This is a genomic window from Microbacterium paraoxydans, from assembly GCF_900105335.1.
Lineage (GTDB): Bacteria > Actinomycetota > Actinomycetes > Actinomycetales > Microbacteriaceae > Microbacterium > Microbacterium paraoxydans.
The window spans coordinates 1451095-1474287 of sequence record NZ_LT629770.1 but is presented as its reverse complement, the minus strand read 5'-3'; the positions used below and the strand labels follow the sequence as shown (position 1 = coordinate 1474287).

The following is a 23193-nucleotide window of genomic DNA, read 5'->3' as shown; positions in this document are numbered from 1 at the left end:
GATCGGCGGAGGAAGCCCTTCCTTTCCGCATCGGTTTCGGCTGGACTGTGCGCATCGGTGTCGAACCAATCGGAGGGTGGGACAGATGTACCGCAGCAATGGGAACTACGAAGCATTCGCACGACCCCGGAAGCCGGAGGGGGCCGACGACAAGACGGTCTGGCTGGTCGGGGGAGGTCTCGCCGCGATGGCGGCCGCGATCTTCATGATCCGCGACGGGCAGGTGGCGGGGGAGCGGATCACGATCCTCGAGGAGCTGGGGCTGCCCGGCGGCGCGCTGGACGGGATCAAGTACCCCGAGAAGGGGTTCGTCATCCGCGGCGGCCGGGAGCTGGAAGACCACATGGAGTGCCTGTGGGACATGTTCCGCTCCATCCCGTCGTTGGAGATCGAGGGTGCCAGCGTGCTCGACGAGTTCTACTGGCTCAACAAGGACGACCCCAACGTCTCCCTGTGCCGGGTGACCGAGAAGCAGGGGCAGGACGCGCATACGGACAAGCTCTTCACCCTCTCGGAGAAGGCGCAGAAGGAGATCGTCGCCGTCATCCTCGCCACCCGCGAGGAGATGGAGGGCAAGCGGATCGACGAGGTGTTCGGCGACGACTTCCTCGGCAGCAACTTCTGGCTGTACTGGCGGACCATGTTCGCGTTCGAGGAGTGGCACTCGGCGCTGGAGATGAAGCTGTATCTGCACCGCTTCATGCACCACATCGGCGGGCTGCCCGACCTCTCCGCGTTGAAGTTCACGAAGTACAACCAGTACGAGTCGCTCGTGCTGCCGATGCGGAAGTTCCTCGACGACCACGGCGTGCAGTTCCGGTTCCATCACACCGTGACCGACATCCAGTTCGACATCGAGGACGGTCGCATCCAGGCGACGCGCATCGACTGGATCGCCGACGGCGAGCCCGGCGGCGTCGACCTCGGACCGGACGACCTGTGTCTGGCGACGATCGGGTCGCTGACGGAGAACTCCGGCAACGGCGACCAGCACACCGCTCCGGAGCTGAAGACCGGCCCGGCCCCGGCCTGGGACCTCTGGAAGCGGATCGCCGCGAAGTCGCCCGCGTTCGGGCGACCGGAGGTGTTCTGCAGCGACATCGACAAGACGAAATGGGAGTCCGCCACCGTCACCACCGTCGACGAGCGCATCCCGAAGTACATCGAGAAGATCTGCAAGCGCGACCCCTTCAGCGGCAAGGTCGTCACCGGCGGGATCGTCACCGCCAAGGACTCGGCCTGGCTGATGAGCTGGACGGTGAACCGGCAGCCGCACTTCAAGGCGCAGAAGCCGAACGAGATCGTGGTCTGGGTGTACGGACTCTTCGTCGAGACGCCCGGCGACTACGTCAAGAAGCCGATGCAGGAGTGCACGGGCGAGGAGATCGCGCAGGAGTGGCTCTACCACCTCGGTGTCCCGGTGGAGGACATCGCCGAGCTCGCCGCGTCGGCGGCCAAGACGGTCCCGGTGATGATGCCGTACGTGACCTCCTTCTTCATGCCGCGCCGGGCCGGCGACCGTCCGCAGGTGGTCCCGGAGGGAAGCGTCAACTTCGCCTTCCTCGGACAGTTCGCCGAGACGACGCGCGACACGATCTTCACCACCGAGTACTCCGTGCGCACTGCGATGGAGGCCACGTATCAGTTGCTCGACGTGGAACGCGGCGTGCCGGAGGTCTTCAACTCGACCTACGACATCCGCTACCTCCTCAAGGCCACCGCGCGGCTGCGCGACGGCGAGACCGTCCACATCCCCGGCCCGAACTTCCTCCAGGGTCGCCTCCTCGACAAGCTCGACAACACGCAGATGGGAGAGCTGCTGACGGACTTCGGGCTCATCCCCGCGCACGGCGCGACGGTGCCGCGCCCGCGGGACGACGACGCGATTGCCTGAGCATGCGTTCGACGCGACCGATGCCCGGGAACCCGTGGCCGCACGACATGACCATCACCGTCGAGGACCGTCCGCACACGCTGCTGGAGCTCCTCTGGATCCGCGAGGCGCACGGGCTGGATCCCACCGATGACGCGCTCCCGCCGCCGCTGGTCGATCGACCGGCGGCGGCCGCGCGGCCCGTGGACGAGGAGACCCGGGCGCGCTGGACGGAGGTCTGGCCCCGCATCTGGGGCGACGCGGTCGCGCACGCCGCGACCGACCCGGACCCGGCACTGCTCGACCGCGCCGTCGCCACGACGCTGAGTCCTGATGAGCGGGAGGCGGTGCTCACTCGGCTCGTCGGGCCCACAGCGCGGGACGCGTTCGGGGTGGAGGTGTCCGACGATGCGGCGTACCGCGCGTGGGAGCGGCGCGGTTCCGAGGCACATCTCGCGACGCACCTCACGACGCTCGCGGACAGCCCGGAACGCCGTGACGTCGCCACCCTGGCCGATGCCTGGCGGCGCGGCCTCGGAAGGGTGGTGACGCTGCCCTGCCGGGGGACGTACGTCCGGCAGATCGGACCGCACGCCCTCCTGGTCACCGACGAGGTGCGGAGCGATGCTGCCGCGTACCGCGCGGCGCTGGACTCGTTCGGTCGAGGTCTCCCGGAGCGCCCGTCGAGGGCGTGACGCACCGCGGGCCGAGTCAGAGGACGAGCGGGAGGAACGACACGATCAGGCCGACGGCACCGACCGCGGCGAAGACGACCCCGACAGTCCGCAGGACCCGGCGCAGATGAGGCGGCTCACCGATCCGGATGCGAGCCGGGTCGTTCGAGCTGTGGAACCCGTCGAGCCATCCATCGGTGGTGGCCGTGGGCTCGCCGCGGCGCAGCGGTCTCTCGTGGAAGTCGCCGCCCGCGAACCAGCGGGCGGTGAGCCGACCGTCCCGATCGATCACGGCGATCTCGACGGGGATCCACTGCCCCTCGACGAGCCGGATCAGCAGGGCCACGATGAGGAACGGGATTCCGACGCCGAGGCCGATCCAGGACAGCACCTCACCGACGAGGGTCAGGGTGTCGACGAGGTGCACGGCTCCATCGTAGAGAGAGGACGAGGCGCACCCTGCGCGCCGATAGTCTGACCCGCATGACGGATTCCGCAGACGTCCCGACATCACGGCCGATGGATGGCTGGCTCGATGCCCTGAGCCAGCCCACCGGATCGCCGGGCGGAGGAGCGGCGTCGGGAGTGATGCTCGGCCTGAGCGCCGCCCTGATGTCCATGGTGGCCGCATACACCCCTGATGAGCCCGCCGCCGTCGAGAGCGCCGACCGCCTCGTGCGCCTTCGGGCCGAGATCCTGCGGGCGGTCGAAGCGGACGGACCGGTGTCGGCGGATCTCGGCGCCGCGCTCGCTCTGTCGGCGGACGACGGGGCGCGGGAGGAGCGCGTCCGTGCAGCGGCCGTCGACGCGGCGCAGTCGGTCGCGCGGCTCGGGCGCCTCGGCCTCGCCCTGCTCCCGGAAGCGCGCACGCTCTCGGACGACGGCAACCCGTACCTGGCGGTGGATCTCGCCGTCGCGACAGAGGCTCTGCGCGGCGGGCTGTCGGGGGCCTCTCTGAACCTGCGCGCGAATCTGCAGCTCGCCCGCAGGCACGGGGCCACCACGCCGATGTTGACGTCCCTCACGGAGGACGTCGCGCGTCTGGCCGAGGCGCGCACTCAGGTCGGGGGGATCACTGCCGAGCTCTCGGAGCGTCTGGACTGACGCGGGCACCGAGCGCGCATGAGGGACTCACCCCTGCGTGAGGCGATACGAGGGTCGGCGCAGCGCGCGCACCGAGGGATACGTCTCCGCCCCGGGGAGTGGGCGCCGATCGATGTCGAAGCGCAGACTCGCGTCGTCCTCAGGGTGAGGTGACTCGAGCCGCACGTCGGCGAACGGGCGCCACCTAAAACCGGGATCCGGCTACCATGTCGACGCGAGGAGCTCGGCGGTCCGGACGGTCTCCTGCTTCGGTCGGCGGGCGGGTCTTGATAGCATCCCGCCCATGAGCACGCCGGACTCCGATGCCGTTCGGCCCGAGCACGACCGCGCCGCGATCAAGGAGCGGGTGTACGCGACGTTCACGGGCCTCGCCATCGTGCTCGTGCAGAACTCCAATGTCGAGCACACCAGCGCCCTGCAGGCCACCGTGACCCTGCTCATCGGCATCGTCGCGATCGCGCTGGCGGGCTTCGCCGCCGATCTGGTCGCGCACCTCGCGACGCATGGCAGCTTCCCCCGGGGAGCGGACCTGCGCGAGGTCCTGGGGCTCACCGGCACGGCGCTCGGCTCGGCGGCGGTGCCGCTGCTCGTCCTCCTCGCAGCCGTGCTGGGGTGGATCGAGCTGCGGACGGCTCTCACCGTCGCGTCGATCGTCTACGTCGCGATCCTCGGGCTCATCGGGTACGTCGCCGTCCGCCGGACCGGGCTGAGCTGGTGGCAGCAGCTCATCGCGCTGGGCATCCTCGTCGGGCTCGGCGGCGTCGTCGTGCTCGTGCAGCAGCTCGCGCACGGACACTGACGGACACACCCGTTGCGCGGACCGTGCGCATGGTTCATCCTGAACGTGCTGCACGGGCCGGCTTGGGGGGCCTCGACGGTCACGCTGCGGCCGACGGAGCGCCTGCCACCCAACTCCCTCCCCCGGCGGGCGCTCCGCTGTGAGAGCGATCTGCCGCCGCACCGACGCGGTTCGACTCACCCGGGTGATCATCAGCCCCGCCCCTGTGATCGTGCGGCCCGCAGGCTTATCGTCGGTGGGCAACGGCGGGCTGTCGCAGTCGGAGAACCCGTCACTCGGATCATCGGCGAGATCGAGGGACACCATGCACACGGAGACCACGCGCGCGCGCACGCGGACAGCAGGGGCACTTCTGGCGACGGCCATCGCGGCGGCGATGGTGCTCTTCGGTGCGACGCCGGCGTCCGCACTGTGGGATCCCGACCCCGTGCTGCCCCGGGCGGGCTTCTTCACGCAGGTCACGATCACCGGCTCGCAGTACCCGACGAATGTGACGGGGGAGCTCACGACCCTGGCGCCTACTCCCGGCGCGTACCCGGCGACCGGCGCCTCGGTGGAGGCCGTGAGCCCGCAGCTCATCACCATCGCCGACCCCGTCTCCGGAGCGACCGCCTCGGCCTACTGCATCGACTTCAGCACGGAGACCGGCATCGGCGCGGGCTACAACATCGGGGAGTGGGACGCATCGAATGTGCCCAACCTCGATTACATCAACTACATCCTCAACAACTACTTCCCCTTCAACACCGCGAACCCGCTCTCCGGCCTCCCGCTCTCGCAGCAGGTCGCCGCGGTGCAGAGCGCGATCTGGTACTTCAGCGACGGCTTCGTGCTGGCGACGGGGACCAACGCGACCATCCGGAATGCGACGGCCGCCGTCGTCCAGGCCGCGCTCGACAGCGGCGGCCTCCCGGAGCCGGCTCTGCCGACGCTCGCGATCGACCCCGACACCACCACGGTGCCGGAGGACGGATCGATCGTGGGACCCTTCACGGTCTCCGGCACCACCAGCGGCACGCTCGACGCGGCCGTGGGCGTGGAGGTCTTCCTGGATCAGGCGGGAACCCAGCCTGTTCCCGTCGGTAGCGCGGTCGCTTCCGGCACGCAGCTCTGGGCGCGGTGGACCGGGCCGGCCGCGCCGGTGAACGGGTTCCGGATCACCGCGCAGGCCTCGCTCACCCAGGGCACGGTCTACCTCTACGACACGGAGTCGTCGGACAGGCCTGCGGCGCAGAAGCTCGTCCTGGCACAGACCACGACGCTCCCGGTTCGGACCGGCGTCCGCGCGACCCCGTATGCGTCCGGGGAGATCAGCGTGCAGAAGATCATCACCGGAGACGGCGCGGGACTGCAGGGCGCCATCACCATCGACCTCGCGTGCACACCCGCCCCGGCTGAAGGCGTCGTCGTCTCCGCCACGATCCCCGCGGGCGCCACGAGTGCGGATCCCGTCGTCTTCACCGGTCTGCCGGACGGGGCGACGTGTACGGTCAGCGAGTCCGCTGACGGCACCAACGATGCGGTCACGCTGGCCGCGCAGACCGTCGAACCGGAGACGGTGACGGTCGACGCGGCCGCGACGGAGCCCGTCGTCGTGACCGTGACCAACACGTACGACCCCGTCGAGACGCCGAGCAACGGCGGCGGCGGCGAGGGCGGTGACAACGGCGGTGAGGGCGAAGGGCTCGCGGCCTCCGGGCCGACGTCCATGACGGGTGCGCTGACGGTGGCCGGGCTGGGTCTCCTGCTCGCGGGTGCTCTGCTACGGGTGCGGCGACGGACGGCGCTCCGCTGAGGATGCGGCGTCCTCGTCGTCGTCCTCCCGTCGCGTGAGATGGTCGGCGAGTTCCGGGACCAGCACGAGGACGACATCGACGAGCTTCCAATCCAGGCCCTGGCACTGCTGCCGGACACGGGCGAGCTCGGCGAGGGAGGGCAGGGCATCGTCGACGGGGACGACGAACGCTTCGACGTGGAAGAACTGTCCCTGATCCCGTGTCCGCACGGCGACGTCGCGCACCCAGGGCAGGGAACGCAGGTGGTCGAGCACGGCATGGGAGTCGGGGTGCGGCTTCTCGTCGTCGAAGGTCGTGGCCCGGGTGTCCATGAGGTCGGTGATCGCGGCGCGGGTGTTGCGCCACCCGTCCCAGAGGATGCTCCCCGCGATGAACGTCGCCGCGGCCGCGTCCGCCCACCACAGCCCGAGCCCGATCCCGCCGACCCCGACGATCGATCCGGCTGCCGTCATCCAGTCGGCCTTGTTCATGTCGGCGTCGGCGTAGAGGACCTTGTTGTGCAGATCCTTGGCCAGGCGCATCTTCACGCGGCCGAAGTAGATCGGCAGCGGGATGGTCAACGCCATCATGCCCATCATCAGCCAGCCCGACCAGATCACGTGGCCGAACACCTGGACCGAGCCGATCGGCGGCCGGTCGCCGCTCACCAGTCCGATGACGGAATCGACCAGGAGGAAAGCGCCCATGGTGAACAGGGCGACGCCGGCCACGAGGTGGGCCACGCCGACCGAGCGGAAGAACCCGTACGGGTACTTCGCGGTCGCCGGCTTCGCGATGATGCGGACCGCCAGGAGGAAGGCGATCGGCGGCGCGAGAGAGAGCAGGTCTTCGATCCAGGCGGCCTTCATCGCCTGGGAGTTGCCCATCACGAGGTAGACGCCGGTGATCGCCACCGCGAGGAACGCGAGCGTGTACCACTCGAAGCGGATCGCCCGGCGAAGCGTGTCCTGCTGCGCGGGCGGAAGGGCGGGATGGCTTTTCATCGGGCGCCTCCTCGTTCGAGCAGGAAGGTCTCGAGGGTCGTGAGGAACCGGTTCTCCCCCAGAACGGTGAGCATGACGTGCTTCTTCGTCTCGCCCGCGGTCGTCGCATCGTCGAACGGGACGGTCATCGCCGCCTTGTCGACCCAGGGGGTGTCATCGGTGAACCCGCCGACGGCCAGGTCGAGGGCGTGGTCGTGCAGCCGTTCGGCGAGGTTCGCCTCACTGTCGACCGTCCAGACGACGGTCGCGTCCAGCGTCTCGGCGAACTCCTCCACGAGGCGCACTTCGACCCCGGCCGGGTCCGAGGGATCGGTCGTGTCCGTCCACGGCGGGTTGTGGGTGATCCCGACCCGGATCTCGCCGTCGCGGGCCTCGTCGAGGGTGCCGTCGACGTCGGCGGGGATGGCCATGCAGCCGGCGAGCATTGCGGCGATCCCGAGCCATCCTCCGACGACCCCGACCGCGCGGCGGTGTGGTCTTCCGGTGCTCATCCTGCGCATCGGCGCGCGACGACCAGGCCTGAACATCGCTTCGTTCGCTCCTCCGGGGGTAGGAAAAACGCGCCGCACAGGCGACGCGAAGGGCATGGCTCTCACCATAGCCCGACCGGGTCATCGTCCTCTCGTCGCCCGGTCTTCCGGCTCCGGCGCGTCATCGTCGTTCTCGATGCGGATGCGCCGTCCCTCCTCGATGTCCTTCCGCTCCTTCTCCGCGCGCTTGTCGCTCTGGCGGGTGTCGCGCGCGGGAAGCTGGATGTCGCGTTCGGCGGCGATCCCGGCCTGGAGCTGGCGGCCGCGCTCCAGCTCGGCGTCGAACTCGGCGCCGAACAGGAGGGCGAGGTTCGCGATCCACAGCCAGAGCAGGAACACGATGACGCCCGCCATCGATCCGTAGGTGCGCTCGTAGTTGGAGAAGGTGGTGACGTAGAGCACGAAGCCGAGAGTGGCGACGGCCAGCACCACGATCGCCACGAGGGCGCCCATGCTGATCCACCGGAACTTCGGCTGCTTGGCATTCGGGGTCGCGTAGTACAGCATCGCCACGAGGAAGACGACGACGAACAGCAGCAGGGGCCACTTGGCGATGTTCCACGCGAGCTGCACGCCCTCGCCTGCGCCGATCGCGTCGCCCAGCGCCGACACCACATCCCCGGAGAGCACGAGCACGATGGCGACGATCGTCAGCGAGACGACGGTGATGAGCGTGACGAGCAGCTGCATGGGACGCAGCTTCCAGAACGGCCGCCCCTCCTCGATCTCGTAGATGCGGTTCATCACCCGGCTGAACGCTCCGACATACCCCGACGCCGACCAGAGAGCGAGGAGGATTCCGAACACGAGCGCGATCCCGGCGCCTGGCGCCTGGGAGATCTGCTCGATGGGCCCGCGGAGGGCTTTCGCGGTCTCCGGCGGTGCCACGTCGCCGATGATCCCCAGCACCGCGTCTGCGGCGGCGCCGCCCTGGCCGAACACGCCGAGCAGCGAGAAGACGGCGATCATGGCGGGGAAGATCGAGAGCACCGCGTAGTACGTGAGGGCCGCTGCGCCGTCCATGCACTGGTCGGCGGAGAACTCCCGGACGCTCTTGACGAGGACGTACTTCCACGACCGTTTCTGCAGATCCGTCGGGCTGTCCGGCTTCTCGTCGTGCTCGGGCGGTGGAGCGGACGCGGATCCGCTTCGTGCTGTGGGTGCCTTCGACATGGTTCCTCCTCGCGTCGGCGCGAGCGCTGCTCCCGCGATCCAGTCCTATGAGGAGAGGAGGTGTTCCGGCACGGGGGTTGCGCGAACCCGAGACGAGGGGGATGCTGTGCCGGCGGAGGGTCATGCGGCCGGGTACGTGACCACCGCGTCCGCGCGGACGACGGCGCCGCCGCTGAGCTCCGCCCTATCGACGTGCCCCGGACCGAGGATATGGCGGACGACCTCGTCCCGCGCGAGGAGGTGGTCGGCGATGATCCGTCGATGGCATCGCCACCACACGCTCTCCGAGCACATGACCGTGACGCGCCGCGCGCGACCCTCGGCGCGGAGCTCATCGAGGGCGCGTCCGAAATCCGCGGACAGGGCGTGATCGGCGTAGTTGTGGAAGCTGCGGTTCTGCCACCACGCGTTGGTCTCGAAGGGCACGTCCCTGCTCACCGGGCGTCTACCCGTCAGCGCCTCTTCGCGACGGTAGGCGATCCCCGCGTCCTGCAAGGAAGAAGCCAGCGCGTCCTGGTCGAACTGCGGGTAGCGCTTCGAGCCGGGGAGACGCCGCACGTCGACGACACTCTCCACGCGGCTCTCCTGCACGAGCCCGAGGAACTCGTCGATCGTGCGGGTGGAGTGCCCGATGGTGAAGAACGGCTCAGACATGAGGCGACCGTAGCCCACTCGTCCCCATCCACGGACGACCCTTGCCCTGCCACGGCCCGCGGACCTACGGTGAGGTGACGGGTGGGGTCCGCACCCGGGGCGGGGGCCGTTCGATGAGAAAAGTCCGATTCGGAGTTCTGGGCGTGCTGCTGGCCGCCGTGGTCGGCCTCGGTGGTGCTCTTCCCGCCGTCGCCGCCGAGCCCGCTGCTCGGCTCTCGCTCTTCAAGGCGATCGAGAACCTCGACACCGGCGCCAGTCTCGGAGACCGCACCCTGTGGACGATGCACGCGGTCAACGTGGCCACGGGGGAGACCTTCACCGGGGACGGCCTCAACGGCATGCAGTCGCGCCTCATCCCGCCCGGCACCTACCGCATCTTCGAGACCGGCGGCGTGGCCGGGTACGCCTTCTTCTCCTGGAACTGCGACGGCGATGTGACGACGCAGCCCGAGCGCACGATCACCATCACCGCGGACCAGTCGATGACGTGCACGGTGCAGAACAACGCGATCCGGAGCAGCCTCACGCTCGTCAAGAACGTGCAGGGCGGGGGCGCGGCCCCGTCGGAGTGGACCCTGCGGGCGCAGGGGCCCTCGACCATCGAGGGGGCGGGCGGCTCGGCCGCGGTGCAGAACCAGCCGGCGCGGATCGGCACCTACACGTTGAGCGAATCGGGCGGACCGGAGAGCTATGTGCCGGGGCCCTGGACCTGCGAGCGGCGGGATCTGACGACCGGCGCGGTCACCGCCGTTCCCGTGGCCGGTGATCAGTTCGAGATGACCCTCGGCGGGGCGGTGACCTGCCAGATCACGAACACCGGAGACCTGCCCCACCTGACGCTCGTCAAGGAGGTCGTCGACCCGGCGGCGACCGGATATCCGCTGGCCGCCCCGTCGGACTTCGTCCTGAGCGCGAGCGGACCCGAGCGGATCTCCGGTCCTTCCGGCTCGGACGCGGTCGACCACGCCTCCGTCGACCCCGGCGCCTACACGCTCGCCGAGAGCGGTCCTGCCGGGTACAGCGGCGGAGCGTGGACCTGCGTCGACGCCACGGGCGACGGCGGGATCGATGGGGCGCTTCTCTACGTGCGGGAGAGCTCCGACATCACCTGCCGCATCACCAACACCTTCGCGGGCGGTTGGCTCACCCTCGTCAAGAACGTGGTGGGCAGCGACCAGCCGCCGTCCGACTGGACCCTGACGGCGGCGGGCCCGGAGACGGTGACCGGGGCCTCCGGATCCGCTGCGGTCACCCGCGTCCCGGTGCCGGTCGGCGACTACGCGCTCGCCGAGGCGGACGGACCCGCCGGGTACACGGCCGGGCCGTGGTCGTGCACGGGCGGCGCCCTGGCGACCGACACCGTGACCGTCGTGGCGGGGGCGGATGTCACGTGCGCGGTCACGAACACCCTCGAGGTCGGTCAGCTCACCCTCGTGAAGAACGTCGTGAACGCGGGCGGTGGTCCCCTCACCGCGCAGGACTGGGAGCTCACCGCGACATCGGCCGACACCGTCATCAGCGGCGTCTCCGGCTCTGGCAAGGTCAGTTTCGCGACGGTGGCTCCGGGGGTCTTCACCCTGTCGGAGGCGAGCACCGCCCCGGAGGCGGGCTCCTATGTGAGCGAGGGCTGGTCGTGCGTCGATGACGAGGGCACCCCCGTCGGCACCGGCGACACCGTCGAGGTCGTGCCGCTGGAGAGCGTGATCTGCACCGTCACGAACCGTTGGACCCAGTCGACCCTGACGCTGCGCAAGCAGGTCGCCTCCGCCTTCGGCACGCCGGCGCTGCCCTCGGCGTGGACCCTGACCGCGACCGACGGTGCCGCCACGGTGTCGGGGCCCGCCAATTCCCCCGCCGTCACGCAGGCGGCCGTCGCCCCCGGCGCATGGTCGCTGAGCGAGGGGGACGGCCCCGCCGGCTACGATCCGCTCGGCTGGAACTGCTCGGGCGGGACGGTGACCGGCGACGTGGTCCAGGTGCCTCCGTCGGCCGATGTCGTCTGCATCCTGACCAACGCCTCGATCACGCCGAGCCTGACTCTCGTCAAGCAGGTCGTGAACGGCGAGCGCGGACGCGCGGTGCCCGGTGACTTCGAGTTGAAGGCCCGCGGCCCGGGCAACGCGGCGCTCTCCGGCCCCAGCGGGTCGGAGTTCGTCACCGACATGCAGCTTCCGCCGGGGGAGTACATCTTCTCCGAGGACGGCCCGAGCGGCTATGAGGGCGAGTGGTCCTGCACCGGCACGACCTGGGACGGGACCACGGCGACGCTGGGATTCGGGGAGGACGCGATCTGCACCGCCACGAACACCTTCGTCGGCGGCACTCTGACGCTCCGGAAGACCGTCGTCGGAGACGGTCCGGGAGCCCCGACCGGGCCCGCCGACGCCACGGACTGGACCCTGCGTGCGATCGGCGGCGGGGAGTTCCCGCGCCCGCGCATCGAGGGAGCGTCCGGCGAGACGGCGGTGACCCTGGCTCCGCTCGGGGCCGGTGCGTTCCGACTCTCGGAGCGGGCGGTCGCGGGCGCGCCCACCGCGGACTACCGCAGCGACGGCTGGGAGTGCACCGGGGGAGCGCTGGAAGGCGACATCGTCCAGGTGACCGCAGGGGTCGACACCGTGTGCACGGTGACGAACGTCTACGATCCGGGCTCCGGTCCCGACCCCGAACCCGAGCCGGAACCCGAACCCGAGAACCCGGATCCGGGAACGGATGTCGAACCCGGGGCGGAGGGCGGGGCGGCCTCCGGCCTGGCCACGACAGGTCTCGCGCCGGGCGCGGCCGCGGCGGCAGGCGCCGGTGGTCTGCTCGTCCTCCTCGGTGCCGGACTCCTCGCGGCGCGGCGGCTTCGGCGCACGCGGCACGGGCATCCCGGATCGCGCTGATCTGACCTCTCCGCACACGCACGGCGGGTCCGCCCTGGAGAGGACGGACCCACCGTGTCGAGACTCAGCCGGCGGCCGGTGCGATCTCGTTCGGCGTGACCTCCAGTTCGGTGCTCGCGAGCACCTCGCCGGTGGTGAGGTCGACGGCGTGCACGCTGTCGGCGGCCGGCTCGGTCACGTACGCGATATCGCCGGCGACGACGATGGCGGGGTGCGGGTCCTGCCACTCGGCGGGCCCTTCCCACGCCTCGATGACCGGGTAGGAGTCGGTGATCTCGCCGGTCTCCGGGTCGAGCACGTGGATGGCGCCGTCGGCACCGAGGATGTAGGCCAGGTCGCCCGGGCCGCGCGCGACGTCGCGGAAGGTGTACTCCGCCCCCTCGGGCAGGGACACGACCTCGGACGTCATCGCCGCGGTGTCGATGAGCGTGACCGCGCCCAGCAGGTAGCCCTCGGCGTCGGGGTCGTTCTTGTAGTCCCCGACGATGATCGGGCTCGTCTCGCTCACGTACGCGTTGCCCATGCGGCCGTATGGCTGGTCGGGAGCGGCGAGCTTGGTGATCTCGCCGTCCTTGTAGACCAGCGCGCCGTCCTCGCAGCCGAAGACGACCACCTCGTCGGCCGCGGTGCCTTCGCCGTGGACGCCGGGGCACTGGTCGGACGAGGCGATCTCCGTACCGTCCGCATCGCGCACCACGATGCCGCTGCGACCGTCCGCATCGCCCACCGTGGTGAGGAAGGTGCCGTCCTCCAACAGCACCGAGACGCCGTGGTGTGCCTCGACGCCGTCGACGGTCTCCACTTCCGGGAGACCGCCGTCGCCGAGATCGGCGGTGTCGAAGATCGTGGTGTCGCTCGTGCCGTCGGCGTAGAGGATGGTCTTGCCGCCGTGGCGGACGACGTGGCCGGGGGTGTCGGCCTCGAACACCGTGTCGGTCAGGACCGCCTCGTCGGCTGATCCGGCCCCGGTGTCGAGCACCTGGAAGCCGTCACTCATCGTCACCATGACGTGGCGACCGTCGCCGGCCGGATTCAGGCGGGTGAACGGCTCGGAGTCGAAATCGGCGACGGTGTCGAGGGTCTCGCCGTCGAGGACGAGGATGCCGCCCTCATACGAGACGGCCACCCTGGGGCCGGCGTCCGATTCCGGGGCGTCGCTCGCGGCGGAGCCGGCTCCGGCCGTGGTCGAGCAGGAGGCGAGCGTCACGGCGGCGCCGAGGGCGACCGCCCCGACCAGCGCCCGGCGCAGGGGGAGTGTCTTCATGCGGTGCTTCTTTCTTGTGAGGGATGGTCTCAGCGGGTGAGACCGGAGGCGATGCGCTCGGTGTTGACGCGCATCATGGTCAGGTAGTCCGGGGCGCCGCCGTCTTCCGCGGTGAGCGATTCGGTGAACAGCTCGATCACCTCGACGTGGACGTCGGCCTCGTCGGCGAGCGCCTGGACGAGGCGGTCGGGGGAGGAGGACTCCGCGAAGACGGCGGGTACACCCGTCTCCTCCACGGCACCCACGAGATCGGCGAGGTCGGAGGCCGAGGGGGCCGCGAGCGTGGTGCCGCCCGGGATGACGGCGCCGACGACCTCGAAGTCGAAGCGGTCGGCGAGGTAGCCGAAGACGTGGTGGTTCGTCACGAGCGCCCGGCGATCCTCCGGGATCGTGGCGAACGCGGTCGTCATCTCGGCGTCGAGCGCCGTCAGCTCCTCGCGATAATCGGCCACGTCGGCGGCGAGGATGTCGGCGTCGACTCCGTCGAGCGCGGCCAGGGCGGGCTCCAGGGCGTCGACGACGTCGATCATCCGCGCCGGATCGGTCCAGAAGTGGGAGTCCGGCATTCCCGCAGCGTCGCCGTCGCGGTAGTCCAGGACTTCGATCGCGTCGCCCGCGACGAAGGACGGCACCTCGGCCGCGACGGCCGCGTCGAGATGCTGCTGCAGGCCCTCCTCGAGCCCGAGTCCGTTGGAGACGAGCAGGTCGGCGTCCCGCAGCGTGGCGGCCTCCTGCGCCGAGATCTCGAACGAGTGCGGGTCGGCGTTCGGCTTCATGAGGGTGACGACGCGAGCCTGATCGCCGACGAGCTCGCCGACCACATCGCCCAGGATGTTCGTCGAGACGACGACCACCGGCCGCGCATCGGCGGGAGGGGCGCAGGCGGTCAGAGTGACGGCGGCGAGCGCGACGAGAACGGCGGCGAGAGGTCGTAGGAGGCGCATGTCAGCGTCCCGTCTCGGCGACGAACGCCGGGGCGTCGGCGGTATCGAAGGTCCGCGCGAGGCGGGCGTCGTCGGCGTAGTCGATCTCGAACAGCCGGTGCTCCGCCGGGCCACTCAGATAGGCGCGGTGCTGATCGGCGATGAGGGCCGGAGCCTCTCCTGCCTCCAGCGATGCCGCCACCAGCGGGGTGGTCTCCGCTCGCACCGTCCCGTCGAGCGCGCTGAGCACGAGCACGCGTCCGTCCTGCGCCAGCGCGAGGAGGGTGTCGTCCTCATCGCTGACCGCGGTGACCTGCGCGAGGGGAATGGGGGCGGTGAGCACCGTCCAGGCCTGCGCGCGGGTGTCGAGGACCCGGATGTCGGTCGGTCCGGCGAGGCCGGCGACCGTGGGGCGCCCCTCGCGGTTGTGGAACGCGGACACGGCTCCGTCCGGCGATCCGTCCGGGTACGGGATGCGGTCCACGGTGAGCGCCCCGGCCTCGACACGGGCGAGCAGGGCACCGTCGGCGCAGCCGATGACCGCCCCGACCCTGGTCGTGATCGTGCCGGTCGGTGCGGCGCAGTCTTCCCGGAGGCCGGTGCGCTCGCCGTCCGCCGTGTAGCCGACGACGACTCCGCCCGTCTCCCCGTCGGCCTCGGTCACCAGCGCGAACGACCCGACCGGCACCACCAGCCCCTCGTGCGGGGAACGCTCGATGCGGAACAGCTCACGGATCTCCCCCTTCGACAGGGCCTCCGTGTCGAGGAGGACGGCGTCTCCGGACCCGGAGAAGGAGATGCCGGTGCCGCCGGTGGTCGAGCTGTTCGTCGTCGCGACCGTCGCCGCGCCGTCGCCCTCCACCGCGCCGAGCAGGGCGGGATCGGCGCGGTAGTAGTGGAAGTGGTCGACGTGGTCCCACGTCCAGACGCCGCTGTCGACGACCTCGACGCCGTCGCCGGTGTCTGCGAAGAGGTACCGGCCGTCGGTCGTCATGCCCTCCGGGGCGGCCACCGTGCCGATGTCGGTGACGCTCTCGTCCAGGAGGTCGAGGTGGGTGACCCGACCCTGCGCGTCGATGGTCGTGAGTCCGAGCTGCGGTTCGGCGACCTCTTCCGCCCCGGCGATCGCGCCGTGGCCGTCTCCGGCGGAGGAGGAGGTGGCGGGGCTCTGCGCCGCGGGCCCGGCGCAGGACGCGAGGGGGAGAGTCAGGGCCGCGACGGCGATGAGGGGAAAGAGGCGGGAGTGCACGATGAGCCTTTCGGGACGAATCAGGAGGCGGAGACAGGGGCCGGAGGGGCGATCGGCCGCGGTGTTCGCACGGCGACCCGCGCCGCCCAGGACAGACCGGCGAGGGCGATCGCGGCGGCGGCGACGGACGCTCCCGCGGCGGTGGCCGCATACCAGGACGCGAGGAGACCGGCGAGGACGGCAGCCACGCCGAAGGCGCACGCGAGCGCCATCCGCGTGGGCAGGCGCGACGTCCACTGTCCGGCGGCGACCGCGGGGGCGAGGAGCAGACCGACGACGAGCAGCGAGCCGACCGCCTGGTACGACGCCACCACCGCGAGGGTCACCAGTCCGACCAGGGCCGCCTGGGCCCACCGTGGGCGGAGCCCGAGCACCGTCGCGATGCGGGCGTCGAGGGCGAGCGCGACGAACGGCCGATGGCAGAGGGTGGCGACCGTCACTCCCACGACCGCGGCCGCCGCGAGCAGGAGGAGGTCGGGGCGGGTGATCGCGAGGATGTCGCCGAAGAGGATCGCCGTCGCATCCGTGGCGAAGCTCCCGGAGTGGGAGATGATGATCACCCCCAGGGCCAGCATCGCGACGAAGAGCAGTCCGATGCTCGTGTCGTAGGAGAGCCGGGCGCGTCGCTGCAGGGCGCCGATGCCGATGCTCATCGCGACGGCGCTGACCGCCCCGCCGACGAGCACGGGCGCCCCGAGCACCGTGGCCAGCGCGACGCCGGGCAGCATCCCGTGGGCCAGGGCCTCACCGAGGAAGGCCATCCCTCGGACGACGACCCAGGTGCCGACGACCCCGCAGAGGACCGCGACGAGAGCGCCGCCGAGGAGTCCGCGCTGGAAGAACTCGAGCGTGAACGGGGTGAGCAGGGCGGCGAGCGAGGGGGTCACGGAACGCGAGCCTATTCGTAGTTGAGAATGATTATCAAATTCATAAACTGGAGTCATGACGAGAACCCTCCGCACCGCCGACGGCGCCCTGCGTCTCGACGACGTCTCCGTCCGGCTCGGCGACCGCGAGGCCCTGCGCGGCGTCACCCTGGAGGTGGAGGCGGGCGAGTTCGTCGTGGTCACGGGTCCGAACGGCGCGGGGAAGTCGACGCTCCTGGAGGTGGCCGCCGGGGTGCGCTCACCGACCAGGGGGTGGCGGAGTGTGACCGGTCCGATCGCCTTCGTGCCGCAGCGCGCCGCGGTGCCTCCGGGCCTTCCGCTCACCGCGCGAGATGTCGTGACGGTCGGGACGTGGCGTCGGCTCGGGGCGTTCCGGCGGCGGGATCGGCGGGCGCGTGCGGCGGTGGCGGCGGCGATGGAGCGCACCGCCGTGTCGGCTCTGCAGCGCCTGCCGTTCGCGACGCTGTCCGGCGGCCAGCAGCAGCGTGTGCTCCTGGCTCAAGGGGTCGCGGGGGAAGCAGGCGTCCTGCTCGTGGACGAGCCGACGACGGCCCTGGACGCCGCATCGGTCCGTCGCATCCGGGCAGTGCTGCGGGAGGAGGCGGATCGCGGGGCGGTCATCCTCTGCGTCACGCACGATTCGACCCTGATCGCGGATGCCGACCGCGAGGTCGCGCTCCGAAACGGCGTGCGGCTCTCCGCGCGGCGCTGAAGGGAGCAGCCGCTCAGCCGAGCGCGATCAGAGGCCGTGGCCCATGTCGAAGTCGGAGAGCGCGGGGACCTCGATGTCGCCCGGCGACGACGAGTCGCCCCGCGGCTTCGGGAACAGGCGGTGGGCCTGCAGCTCGTCGACCTCGGCGGAGAAGTCGGGATCGGGTTCCCCGGTGTGATGGGGGCTGACGAGCACGTCGTTGCCGACGCCGACGAGGAGGTCGGCCCAGTCCTTCTCGCCCTCCAGGAGGATCGGGATCTCGACGGCTTCGGACTCGCCCTCCCTGGCGATGGCGGCGGCCAGGGTGAGCAGCGTCTCCGCGACGTCGTCAGAGGTGATGAGTTGCTGGCCGGCGTAGGAGACGAGTTTCATGCGGGCATCATCGCCTGCCCGTCGCCGTCACGCACGGGGGTTGCACTCACGCGCGGGAGAGGCTAAAACTGCCTTTCCGCTCAAGTATCTAACTAAGCTAGCGAACATGGAAAGGTCTCAACGCCTGCGCTGGGTGGGGCTGGTCTTCATCAGTATCGCCGTCAGCCTCATCATCGTCGACTCGACGATCGTCAACGTCGCCATCCCGGCGATCGTCGACGACCTGGGGATCACCTCCACCGAGGTGCAGTGGGTGCAGGAGTCGTGCACCCTCGTCTTCGCCGCCCTGCTGCTCGTCTTCGGCAGCCTCGCCGACCGCTTCGGCCGGCGCCGCATCATGATCGTCGGTGTCGTCGTGTTCGCGGCCGCCTCCGTCCTCGCCGCCACCGCACCGAGCGGGGGTGTCCTGATCCTCGCCCGGCTCGTGCAGGGTGTCGGCGGTGCGATGATCCTGCCGACCACCCTGTCGATCATCAACGCGACCTTCCGCGGGCGGGAACGCGGCATCGCGTTCGCCGTCTGGGGGTCGACCATCGGTGGGATGGCCGCGGTGGGGCCCCTGCTCGGCGGGTGGCTGACCACGGCCTTCTCCTGGCGCTGGGCGTTCGGCATCAACATCCCGCTCGGCCTGCTGATCGTCATCGGTGTCCTGCTGACCGTGGCTGAATCGCGCGGCGAGCGCGCGGAGCGGATCGACGTGGTGGGGGCCGTGCTCTCCGTCCTGACCATGGGCAGCCTCGTCTTCGCGCTCATCGAGGGCCGCACGTACGGCTGGTGGTTCGTGGACGAGCGCCCGCGGATCGGCGACTGGACCTGGCCGGGGGATCTCTCGCCGATCCCGCTCGCGTTCGCCGTCGCGATCCTCGGACTCGTCGCGTTCATCGCCTGGGGTCTGCACCGCCAGCGACGAGGACGCTCCACCCTGCTGGCGCTGCGCCTGTTCGCGATCCCGTCGTTCCGCAACGGGAACATCGCCGCCGCCGTGGTCTCCCTCGGGGAGTTCGGCCTCATCCTCGCCCTCCCGCTCTGGCTCCAGTTCGTTCTGGGCTTCGATGCGCTGCAGACCGGTCTGCTGCTGCTCGCCCTGGCGGGCGGATCCTTCCTCGCCAGCGGGGTGGCCGGTGCCGCGAGCGGACGGATCGCCCCGGTCTGGGTGGTCAGGGTCGGGCTCCTCGCCGAGATCGTCGGCGTCGCCGGCGTGGGGCTCGTGATCGCCCCCGATGCATCCTGGGTGCCCCTCGTCCCCTTCCTCTTCGTGTACGGGCTCGGTGTGGGGCTCGCGACGGCGCAGCTCACCGGCGTGGTGCTCGCCGACGTGCCGGTGGCGGACAGCGGTGCCGCGTCCGGCACGCAGTCGACGTCCCGCCAGCTCGGTGCGGCGCTCGGCGTGGCCGTGCTCGGCACCGTCCTGTTCACGAGCACCGCAGCTGCGCTCGGGTCGGCGCTCGACGACCGCAGCGTACCGTCGGCAGAGCGCGACCAGGTGGTGTCCGCCGTCGTGGACAGTGCCGGCGCCGCCATCGCGGGACTGGATCGGGATCCCGAGACGGCGCCGTTCGCCGAGCTGGCCCGGAGTGCGTTCTCCGACGGCACCCGCTATGCGGCGTGGACGGCGGCGGGCTTCCTCGCCGTCGGCCTGCTCTCCACCGTCGCCCTCGGCTCTCCGCGGTCGCGGCAGGAGGAGGAGCAGCCCGCCTCGTGAAGAGCCGGCGGCGCCGTCAGCGTAAGTAGGCGTCGACCAGGAGGGCGCCGCGGATGTCGCGGAGCCGGTCGATCAGCCGGGCGATGCCGCTCGCGCCGAGGGAGGCGAGCGGGAGGTCGAACGGCCCGAGTGGTTCGAGCTTCCCCATCCGCACGCGCACCACCTCCCAGCCGGCGCCGCGTACCGCGCGGTCCTTCCGGCGATCGGCCTCCTCCCTCTTCCCGACGTGCTCGAGCCCGTGCCGGCCGACCGTGTCGTACTCGATCGCGATCCGCAGCTCCGGGAGCAGGATGTCGGGCCATACCTCCGTATGCCGGAAGTACGGCCGCGCGACCTTGATCGCGTTGACGTCGTCGGGGAACAGCAGCCGTTCGGTGAGCGCCTGCCGGAGCTTCCCCTCCGCGGCCGAGGCCGGTTTCGGAGCGCACGCGCTCAGGAACGCGGTGCCCGTCGGCAGCGCGGGAGTCTTCGTGCACAGCGCCGGCGCCCGCTTCTTCGGGCGTGCGGGGAGCGCCCGCGCCTCCCCGAGGATCACGGGCTGCGGACGCGCGAGTGCCGTGCATTCGGGGCACCAGGACGAGCGCCGTCGCACCCGCCCCGGGCGTTCGCGCTGCTCGGTCGGCGTCGCCGCGAACAGGTGACCGACGGCGCACTCCCAGCAGAGCAGCACATCGGCCGCCAACGGGATCTGCGAGAGCGCGATGCCGTGATTGAGCTCCGGGTGGTACTGGCGGATGAGCTCGGGGTAGGCCGCCCACGCCGCCCGATAGGTGCCGACCGCGTAGGGCACGTCGAGTCCGCGCGAGAACTGGCGTCTCGCCCACCACTGCTGCACGGACTCGGGCACGACTGCGACGGTAGGCGAGGCCACGGACATCGCCGCTGCGGAGTCACCAGGGTGAACATCGACGGCTGCTCTGTCATGTGTGCCGGGGGCGCGCCTAGGGTCGGTGGCGAAGACCGGTGCCTCTGCGCGCGTGGAGAGCATCTCCGATCGCAACCGAAAGCAGGAAACCATGGCTGAACTGATCGTCATCTCCTATGACACCGAGAGCGACGCGGAAGGCGCCTACAACCGCGTCCAGGCCCTGCAGGACGACCTCGTCGTCGAGCTCGCCGGCCTCGCGCTTGTGAAGGTGGACGGCGAGGGCAAGACGAAGGTGGAGTACCCGGGCGCCGGGAGCAGGATCGGCCTCGGCGTCGCCTCCGGCGCTCTGTTCGGTGCGCTGATCGGCATCCTGTTCTTCATCCCGGTCGCCGGCCTGGTGTTCGGCGGCCTCCTCGGGGCCCTGTTCTCCGGTCTCGACAAGACGGGCATCGACGCCGAGTTCCGCGACCGCGTGAAGGCCACCGTGACGGCCGGCAAGTCCGCCGTCGTCATCTACGCGCTCAAGATCACCGAGGACAAGTTCGCCGAGGCGCTGGCCCCGTACAACGGCACCGTCGTGCAGACCTCGCTGTCGAAGGAGCACGAGGCCGAGCTGGTCAAGGACCTCGGCGGCCACTGACCCCCGACCGATGCGCTCGCTGTGGATCCGTCCGCGGCGGGCGCATCGTCGTGTCGGGTGTCGGTGGGGCGTGACATGCTGCGAGCGTGGACACCGTGAGCCTCCGGCCCTGGTCGGCCGCCGATCTCCCTCTCCTGCAGGCGGCGAACGACCCGGAGATGACGGTGCACCTCAACGGGCCGGAGAGTGCGGCGGAGGTGCAGGCGCGTCACGAGCGGTATCTGCGCCTCGTCGCGGAGGACGAGGCCCTGATGTTCGTGATCGTCGACGACGCCGGGCGGCCTCTCGGTTCCATCGGCGCGTGGCGGATCGCGTGGCAGGACGAGCCCGCGTGGGAGACCGGCTGGTTCGTACTGCCCGCTGCGCAGGGCCGGCGAGTGGCCGCCCGGACTCTGGCACTGCTCGTCGATGTCCTCCGCGATCGCGCAGGGGACGGGCGTTCGCTGCTCGCGTTCCCCGCGGTCGACAACCCGGCGTCGAACGCGGTGTGTCAGCGGGGCGGATTCACCCTTCAGGGAACCCTCACGGAGCAGTTCCGTGGGGCCGAGCTCACGGTCAACGCGTGGGTGCTCGACCTCGCCGCCGACTCCTCGGCGGGATGACGCCGTCGGGTCAGCGGCGCACGCGCGCCCTGGTCTTCGCGACGCCGGCGAGGGTCGCTCGCACCGGCGTTCCGAGGTAGAGGCCGAGGGAGGCGCCGGAGGCGAGCGCGATGCCGATCACGGCGGCGTCGATCAGCGATCCGCCGACGGTGAGCATCCCGGTGGAGGTACCCGCTGCGTGCACGACCTCGAGGAGACCCTGGAACACCGCGACACCGGGCACGAGCGGGACGATCGCGGCGGTCGTCACCGCGACTGAGGGCACGTGCAGGTTGTGCGCGATGAGCATGCCGACGAAGCTCGCCAGCAGCGCTCCGACCGCGCTCGCCGCGGCCGGGTGGAGCTGGAGGGCGATGGTGCCGGCGTACCCGGCGAGGGTGACGGCGCTCAGCAGGGCGCTGACGAGGATGATGCGGATGCCCGCGCCGTTGAACACGGCCACGGCGACCGCGATGATGATGGCCCCGACGAACTGATTGAGCAGCGGGCCGAAGGGCGCAGGATCGTCCGGCAGCTCCATCGTGAAGCCGAGCACGCCGCCGAGCTCCAGGCCGACGAGGATGCCGATGACCACCCCGAGCGTCTGCATCGTCAGGTCGAGGATGCGGCCGCCGGCCGTGAGCGCGAAGCCGTCGATGGCGTCCTGCGCGGCGCCCACCACCGTGAGCCCTGCGAGCATGAGCACGATTCCCGAGGCGACGATGATCGAGGGGCGGATGCCGACGAACGGTTCGATCCCCGCGCTGCCGAGCGCCGAGACGGCGACCGCGACGACCGTGGTGACGAGGCCTCCCGCGATCTGGCTGAAGAACAGCGGTACCCGCAGCCGGGCCAGGCCCGCCTGGGTGAGCGCCGCCCCCAACGCCGCGACGAACGTGAGACCCACGATGAGCGGGGAGGCCCCGAGCATGATGCTCACTCCGACCGCGAGGAGCGCCCGTGCGACGATGACCACCGGCTGCTGATAGCGGAATGGCACGCGGCGGATGACCCGGAACGCGGTGCGCGCGGCCTCCAGGTCCAGGCCGCTGTCGATGTCGGCCACGAGCGCCTGCACGCGCTGCAGCTTCGCGTGATCGGGGGCGGCGACGCGGACCACGCGGACGAGCGTCTCCGGCCAGACCTCCCCGCTGAGGTGGAAGGACACCGTGATCGAGTTGTAGGTCACGTCGACCTGGACGCCCTTGAGGCCGTACGCCTCGCAGACGCGGGTGATCGCGAGCGTGACCTCGTGCGCAGAGGCGCCGACCGCGAACATCGACTCCCCGATGCGCGTCGCCAGATCGAGGACCCGTGGGACGGTGTGCTCGTCGATCACCGGCATCGCCTCGGTGTGGGCGACGGTGGACGGATCGGTGTGCAGCAGCCGGCGGACGGAGAGGAGCAGTCGCTGGGGGGAACGCGCGGGCATATGTCCCATTCTCCCGCGGACGAGGACCTCCCGATCGACCGCCCCGCTGTCAAGGCCCGAGACGGCTGCTGACCGCGCTTCTACAGTGGGGT

The 23193-nt window shown here is 70.8% G+C and carries 22 protein-coding genes; 10 read left to right on the top strand and 12 right to left on the bottom strand.

The features are described from left to right. The first annotated feature begins 85 nt into the window (after positions 1-85). Entirely contained in the window at positions 86-1894 is a 1809-nt protein-coding gene (locus BLU02_RS07485; protein WP_060922458.1) for an oleate hydratase, read from the top strand. Positions 1895-1941: 47 nt separating this feature from the next. Next, entirely contained in the window at positions 1942-2568 is a 627-nt protein-coding gene (locus BLU02_RS07480) for a hypothetical protein (protein ID WP_157547029.1), read from the top strand. Between the two features lie 16 nt (positions 2569-2584). Here BLU02_RS07480 and BLU02_RS07475 read toward each other — a convergent pair whose 3' ends face one another. Further along, the gene (locus BLU02_RS07475; protein ID WP_060922456.1) at positions 2585-2974 is read right to left on the bottom strand and encodes a hypothetical protein; all 390 of its coding nucleotides are present in this window, start codon (positions 2972-2974) and stop codon (positions 2585-2587) included. A gap of 56 nt (positions 2975-3030) precedes the next feature. Here BLU02_RS07475 and BLU02_RS07470 point away from each other — a divergent pair, with 56 nt between their 5' ends. The 3 genes from BLU02_RS07470 to BLU02_RS07460 all read left to right on the top strand — a co-directional run bounded on the left by BLU02_RS07470 (position 3031) and on the right by BLU02_RS07460 (position 6245). Continuing rightward, positions 3031-3651 (top strand): cyclodeaminase/cyclohydrolase family protein, encoded by a 621-nt coding sequence (locus tag BLU02_RS07470; RefSeq protein ID WP_082750075.1) that lies wholly within the window; start codon positions 3031-3033, stop codon positions 3649-3651. 283 nt (positions 3652-3934) lie between these two features. Further along, the gene (locus tag BLU02_RS07465) at positions 3935-4450 is read left to right on the top strand and encodes a hypothetical protein (RefSeq protein WP_060922454.1); all 516 of its coding nucleotides are present in this window, start codon (positions 3935-3937) and stop codon (positions 4448-4450) included. A 304-nt stretch (positions 4451-4754) separates the two neighbouring features. Beyond that, positions 4755-6245, top strand: a complete 1491-nt coding sequence (locus BLU02_RS07460; protein WP_060922453.1) for a thioester domain-containing protein — start codon at positions 4755-4757, stop codon at positions 6243-6245. Here BLU02_RS07460 and BLU02_RS07455 read toward each other — a convergent pair. From BLU02_RS07455 to BLU02_RS07440, 4 genes are all read right to left on the bottom strand, one after another. Next, complete coding sequence (locus BLU02_RS07455; protein ID WP_060922452.1) at positions 6213-7229, bottom strand: cation efflux transmembrane domain-containing protein; 1017 nt, start codon at positions 7227-7229, stop codon at positions 6213-6215. The genes BLU02_RS07460 and BLU02_RS07455 overlap by 33 nt on opposite strands. Beyond that, positions 7226-7720: a transglycosylase SLT domain-containing protein gene (locus BLU02_RS07450; protein WP_082750074.1), complete on the bottom strand. Its 495-nt coding sequence runs from the start codon at positions 7718-7720 to the stop codon at positions 7226-7228. The genes BLU02_RS07455 and BLU02_RS07450 overlap by 4 nt, the downstream gene beginning before the upstream one ends. Positions 7721-7840: 120 nt before the next feature. Continuing rightward, positions 7841-8932 (bottom strand): YihY/virulence factor BrkB family protein, encoded by a 1092-nt coding sequence (locus tag BLU02_RS07445; RefSeq protein ID WP_060922450.1) that lies wholly within the window; start codon positions 8930-8932, stop codon positions 7841-7843. A gap of 120 nt (positions 8933-9052) precedes the next feature. Beyond that, positions 9053-9586 carry a DUF488 domain-containing protein gene (locus tag BLU02_RS07440; protein ID WP_025102556.1) on the bottom strand — a complete coding sequence of 178 codons (534 nt, stop codon included), beginning with the start codon at positions 9584-9586 and terminating at the stop codon, positions 9053-9055. 113 nt (positions 9587-9699) lie between these two features. Between BLU02_RS07440 and BLU02_RS07435 the strand changes: the two genes are divergently transcribed. Next, positions 9700-12471 carry a hypothetical protein gene (locus BLU02_RS07435; RefSeq protein ID WP_157547028.1) on the top strand — a complete coding sequence of 924 codons (2772 nt, stop codon included), beginning with the start codon at positions 9700-9702 and terminating at the stop codon, positions 12469-12471. A gap of 64 nt (positions 12472-12535) precedes the next feature. On the opposite strand, the gene aztD is transcribed toward BLU02_RS07435, so the two are convergent. From aztD to aztB, 4 genes are read right to left on the bottom strand one after another with little or no spacing between them, the layout of a single operon-like run. Continuing rightward, the gene (gene aztD, locus BLU02_RS07430; protein ID WP_082750176.1) at positions 12536-13735 is read right to left on the bottom strand and encodes a zinc metallochaperone AztD; all 1200 of its coding nucleotides are present in this window, start codon (positions 13733-13735) and stop codon (positions 12536-12538) included. 29 nt (positions 13736-13764) lie between these two features. Then, complete coding sequence (gene aztC, locus BLU02_RS07425; protein ID WP_060923543.1) at positions 13765-14679, bottom strand: zinc ABC transporter substrate-binding protein AztC; 915 nt, start codon at positions 14677-14679, stop codon at positions 13765-13767. 1 nt (position 14680) lies between these two features. Beyond that, a complete protein-coding gene (locus BLU02_RS07420; protein WP_060923544.1) occupies positions 14681-15907 on the bottom strand; it encodes a hypothetical protein in 1227 nt (408 codons plus the stop codon). Positions 15908-15927: 20 nt separating this feature from the next. Beyond that, complete coding sequence (gene aztB / locus BLU02_RS07415) at positions 15928-16794, bottom strand: zinc ABC transporter permease AztB (RefSeq protein ID WP_060923545.1); 867 nt, start codon at positions 16792-16794, stop codon at positions 15928-15930. A gap of 55 nt (positions 16795-16849) precedes the next feature. Here aztB and BLU02_RS07410 point away from each other — a divergent pair, with 55 nt between their 5' ends. Further along, positions 16850-17506: a metal ABC transporter ATP-binding protein gene (locus tag BLU02_RS07410; protein WP_083370919.1), complete on the top strand. Its 657-nt coding sequence runs from the start codon at positions 16850-16852 to the stop codon at positions 17504-17506. Between the two features lie 27 nt (positions 17507-17533). Here BLU02_RS07410 and BLU02_RS07405 read toward each other — a convergent pair whose 3' ends face one another. Beyond that, entirely contained in the window at positions 17534-17878 is a 345-nt protein-coding gene (locus tag BLU02_RS07405) for a hypothetical protein (RefSeq protein ID WP_060922700.1), read from the bottom strand. A gap of 106 nt (positions 17879-17984) precedes the next feature. On the opposite strand from BLU02_RS07405, the gene BLU02_RS07400 reads away from it, so the two are divergent. Next, a complete protein-coding gene (locus BLU02_RS07400; RefSeq protein ID WP_060922701.1) occupies positions 17985-19580 on the top strand; it encodes a DHA2 family efflux MFS transporter permease subunit in 1596 nt (531 codons plus the stop codon). Between the two features lie 16 nt (positions 19581-19596). On the opposite strand, the gene BLU02_RS07395 is transcribed toward BLU02_RS07400, so the two are convergent. Further along, complete coding sequence (locus BLU02_RS07395; RefSeq protein WP_082750093.1) at positions 19597-20427, bottom strand: putative endonuclease domain-containing protein; 831 nt, start codon at positions 20425-20427, stop codon at positions 19597-19599. Between the two features lie 169 nt (positions 20428-20596). On the opposite strand from BLU02_RS07395, the gene BLU02_RS07390 reads away from it, so the two are divergent. Beyond that, the gene (locus BLU02_RS07390) at positions 20597-21088 is read left to right on the top strand and encodes a DUF1269 domain-containing protein (RefSeq protein ID WP_060922703.1); all 492 of its coding nucleotides are present in this window, start codon (positions 20597-20599) and stop codon (positions 21086-21088) included. An 86-nt stretch (positions 21089-21174) separates the two neighbouring features. Beyond that, positions 21175-21690: a GNAT family N-acetyltransferase gene (locus BLU02_RS07385; protein WP_060922704.1), complete on the top strand. Its 516-nt coding sequence runs from the start codon at positions 21175-21177 to the stop codon at positions 21688-21690. 10 nt (positions 21691-21700) lie between these two features. On the opposite strand, the gene BLU02_RS07380 is transcribed toward BLU02_RS07385, so the two are convergent. Further along, positions 21701-23101, bottom strand: a complete 1401-nt coding sequence (locus tag BLU02_RS07380; protein ID WP_060922705.1) for a threonine/serine exporter family protein — start codon at positions 23099-23101, stop codon at positions 21701-21703. Positions 23102-23193: the final 92 nt, after the last annotated feature.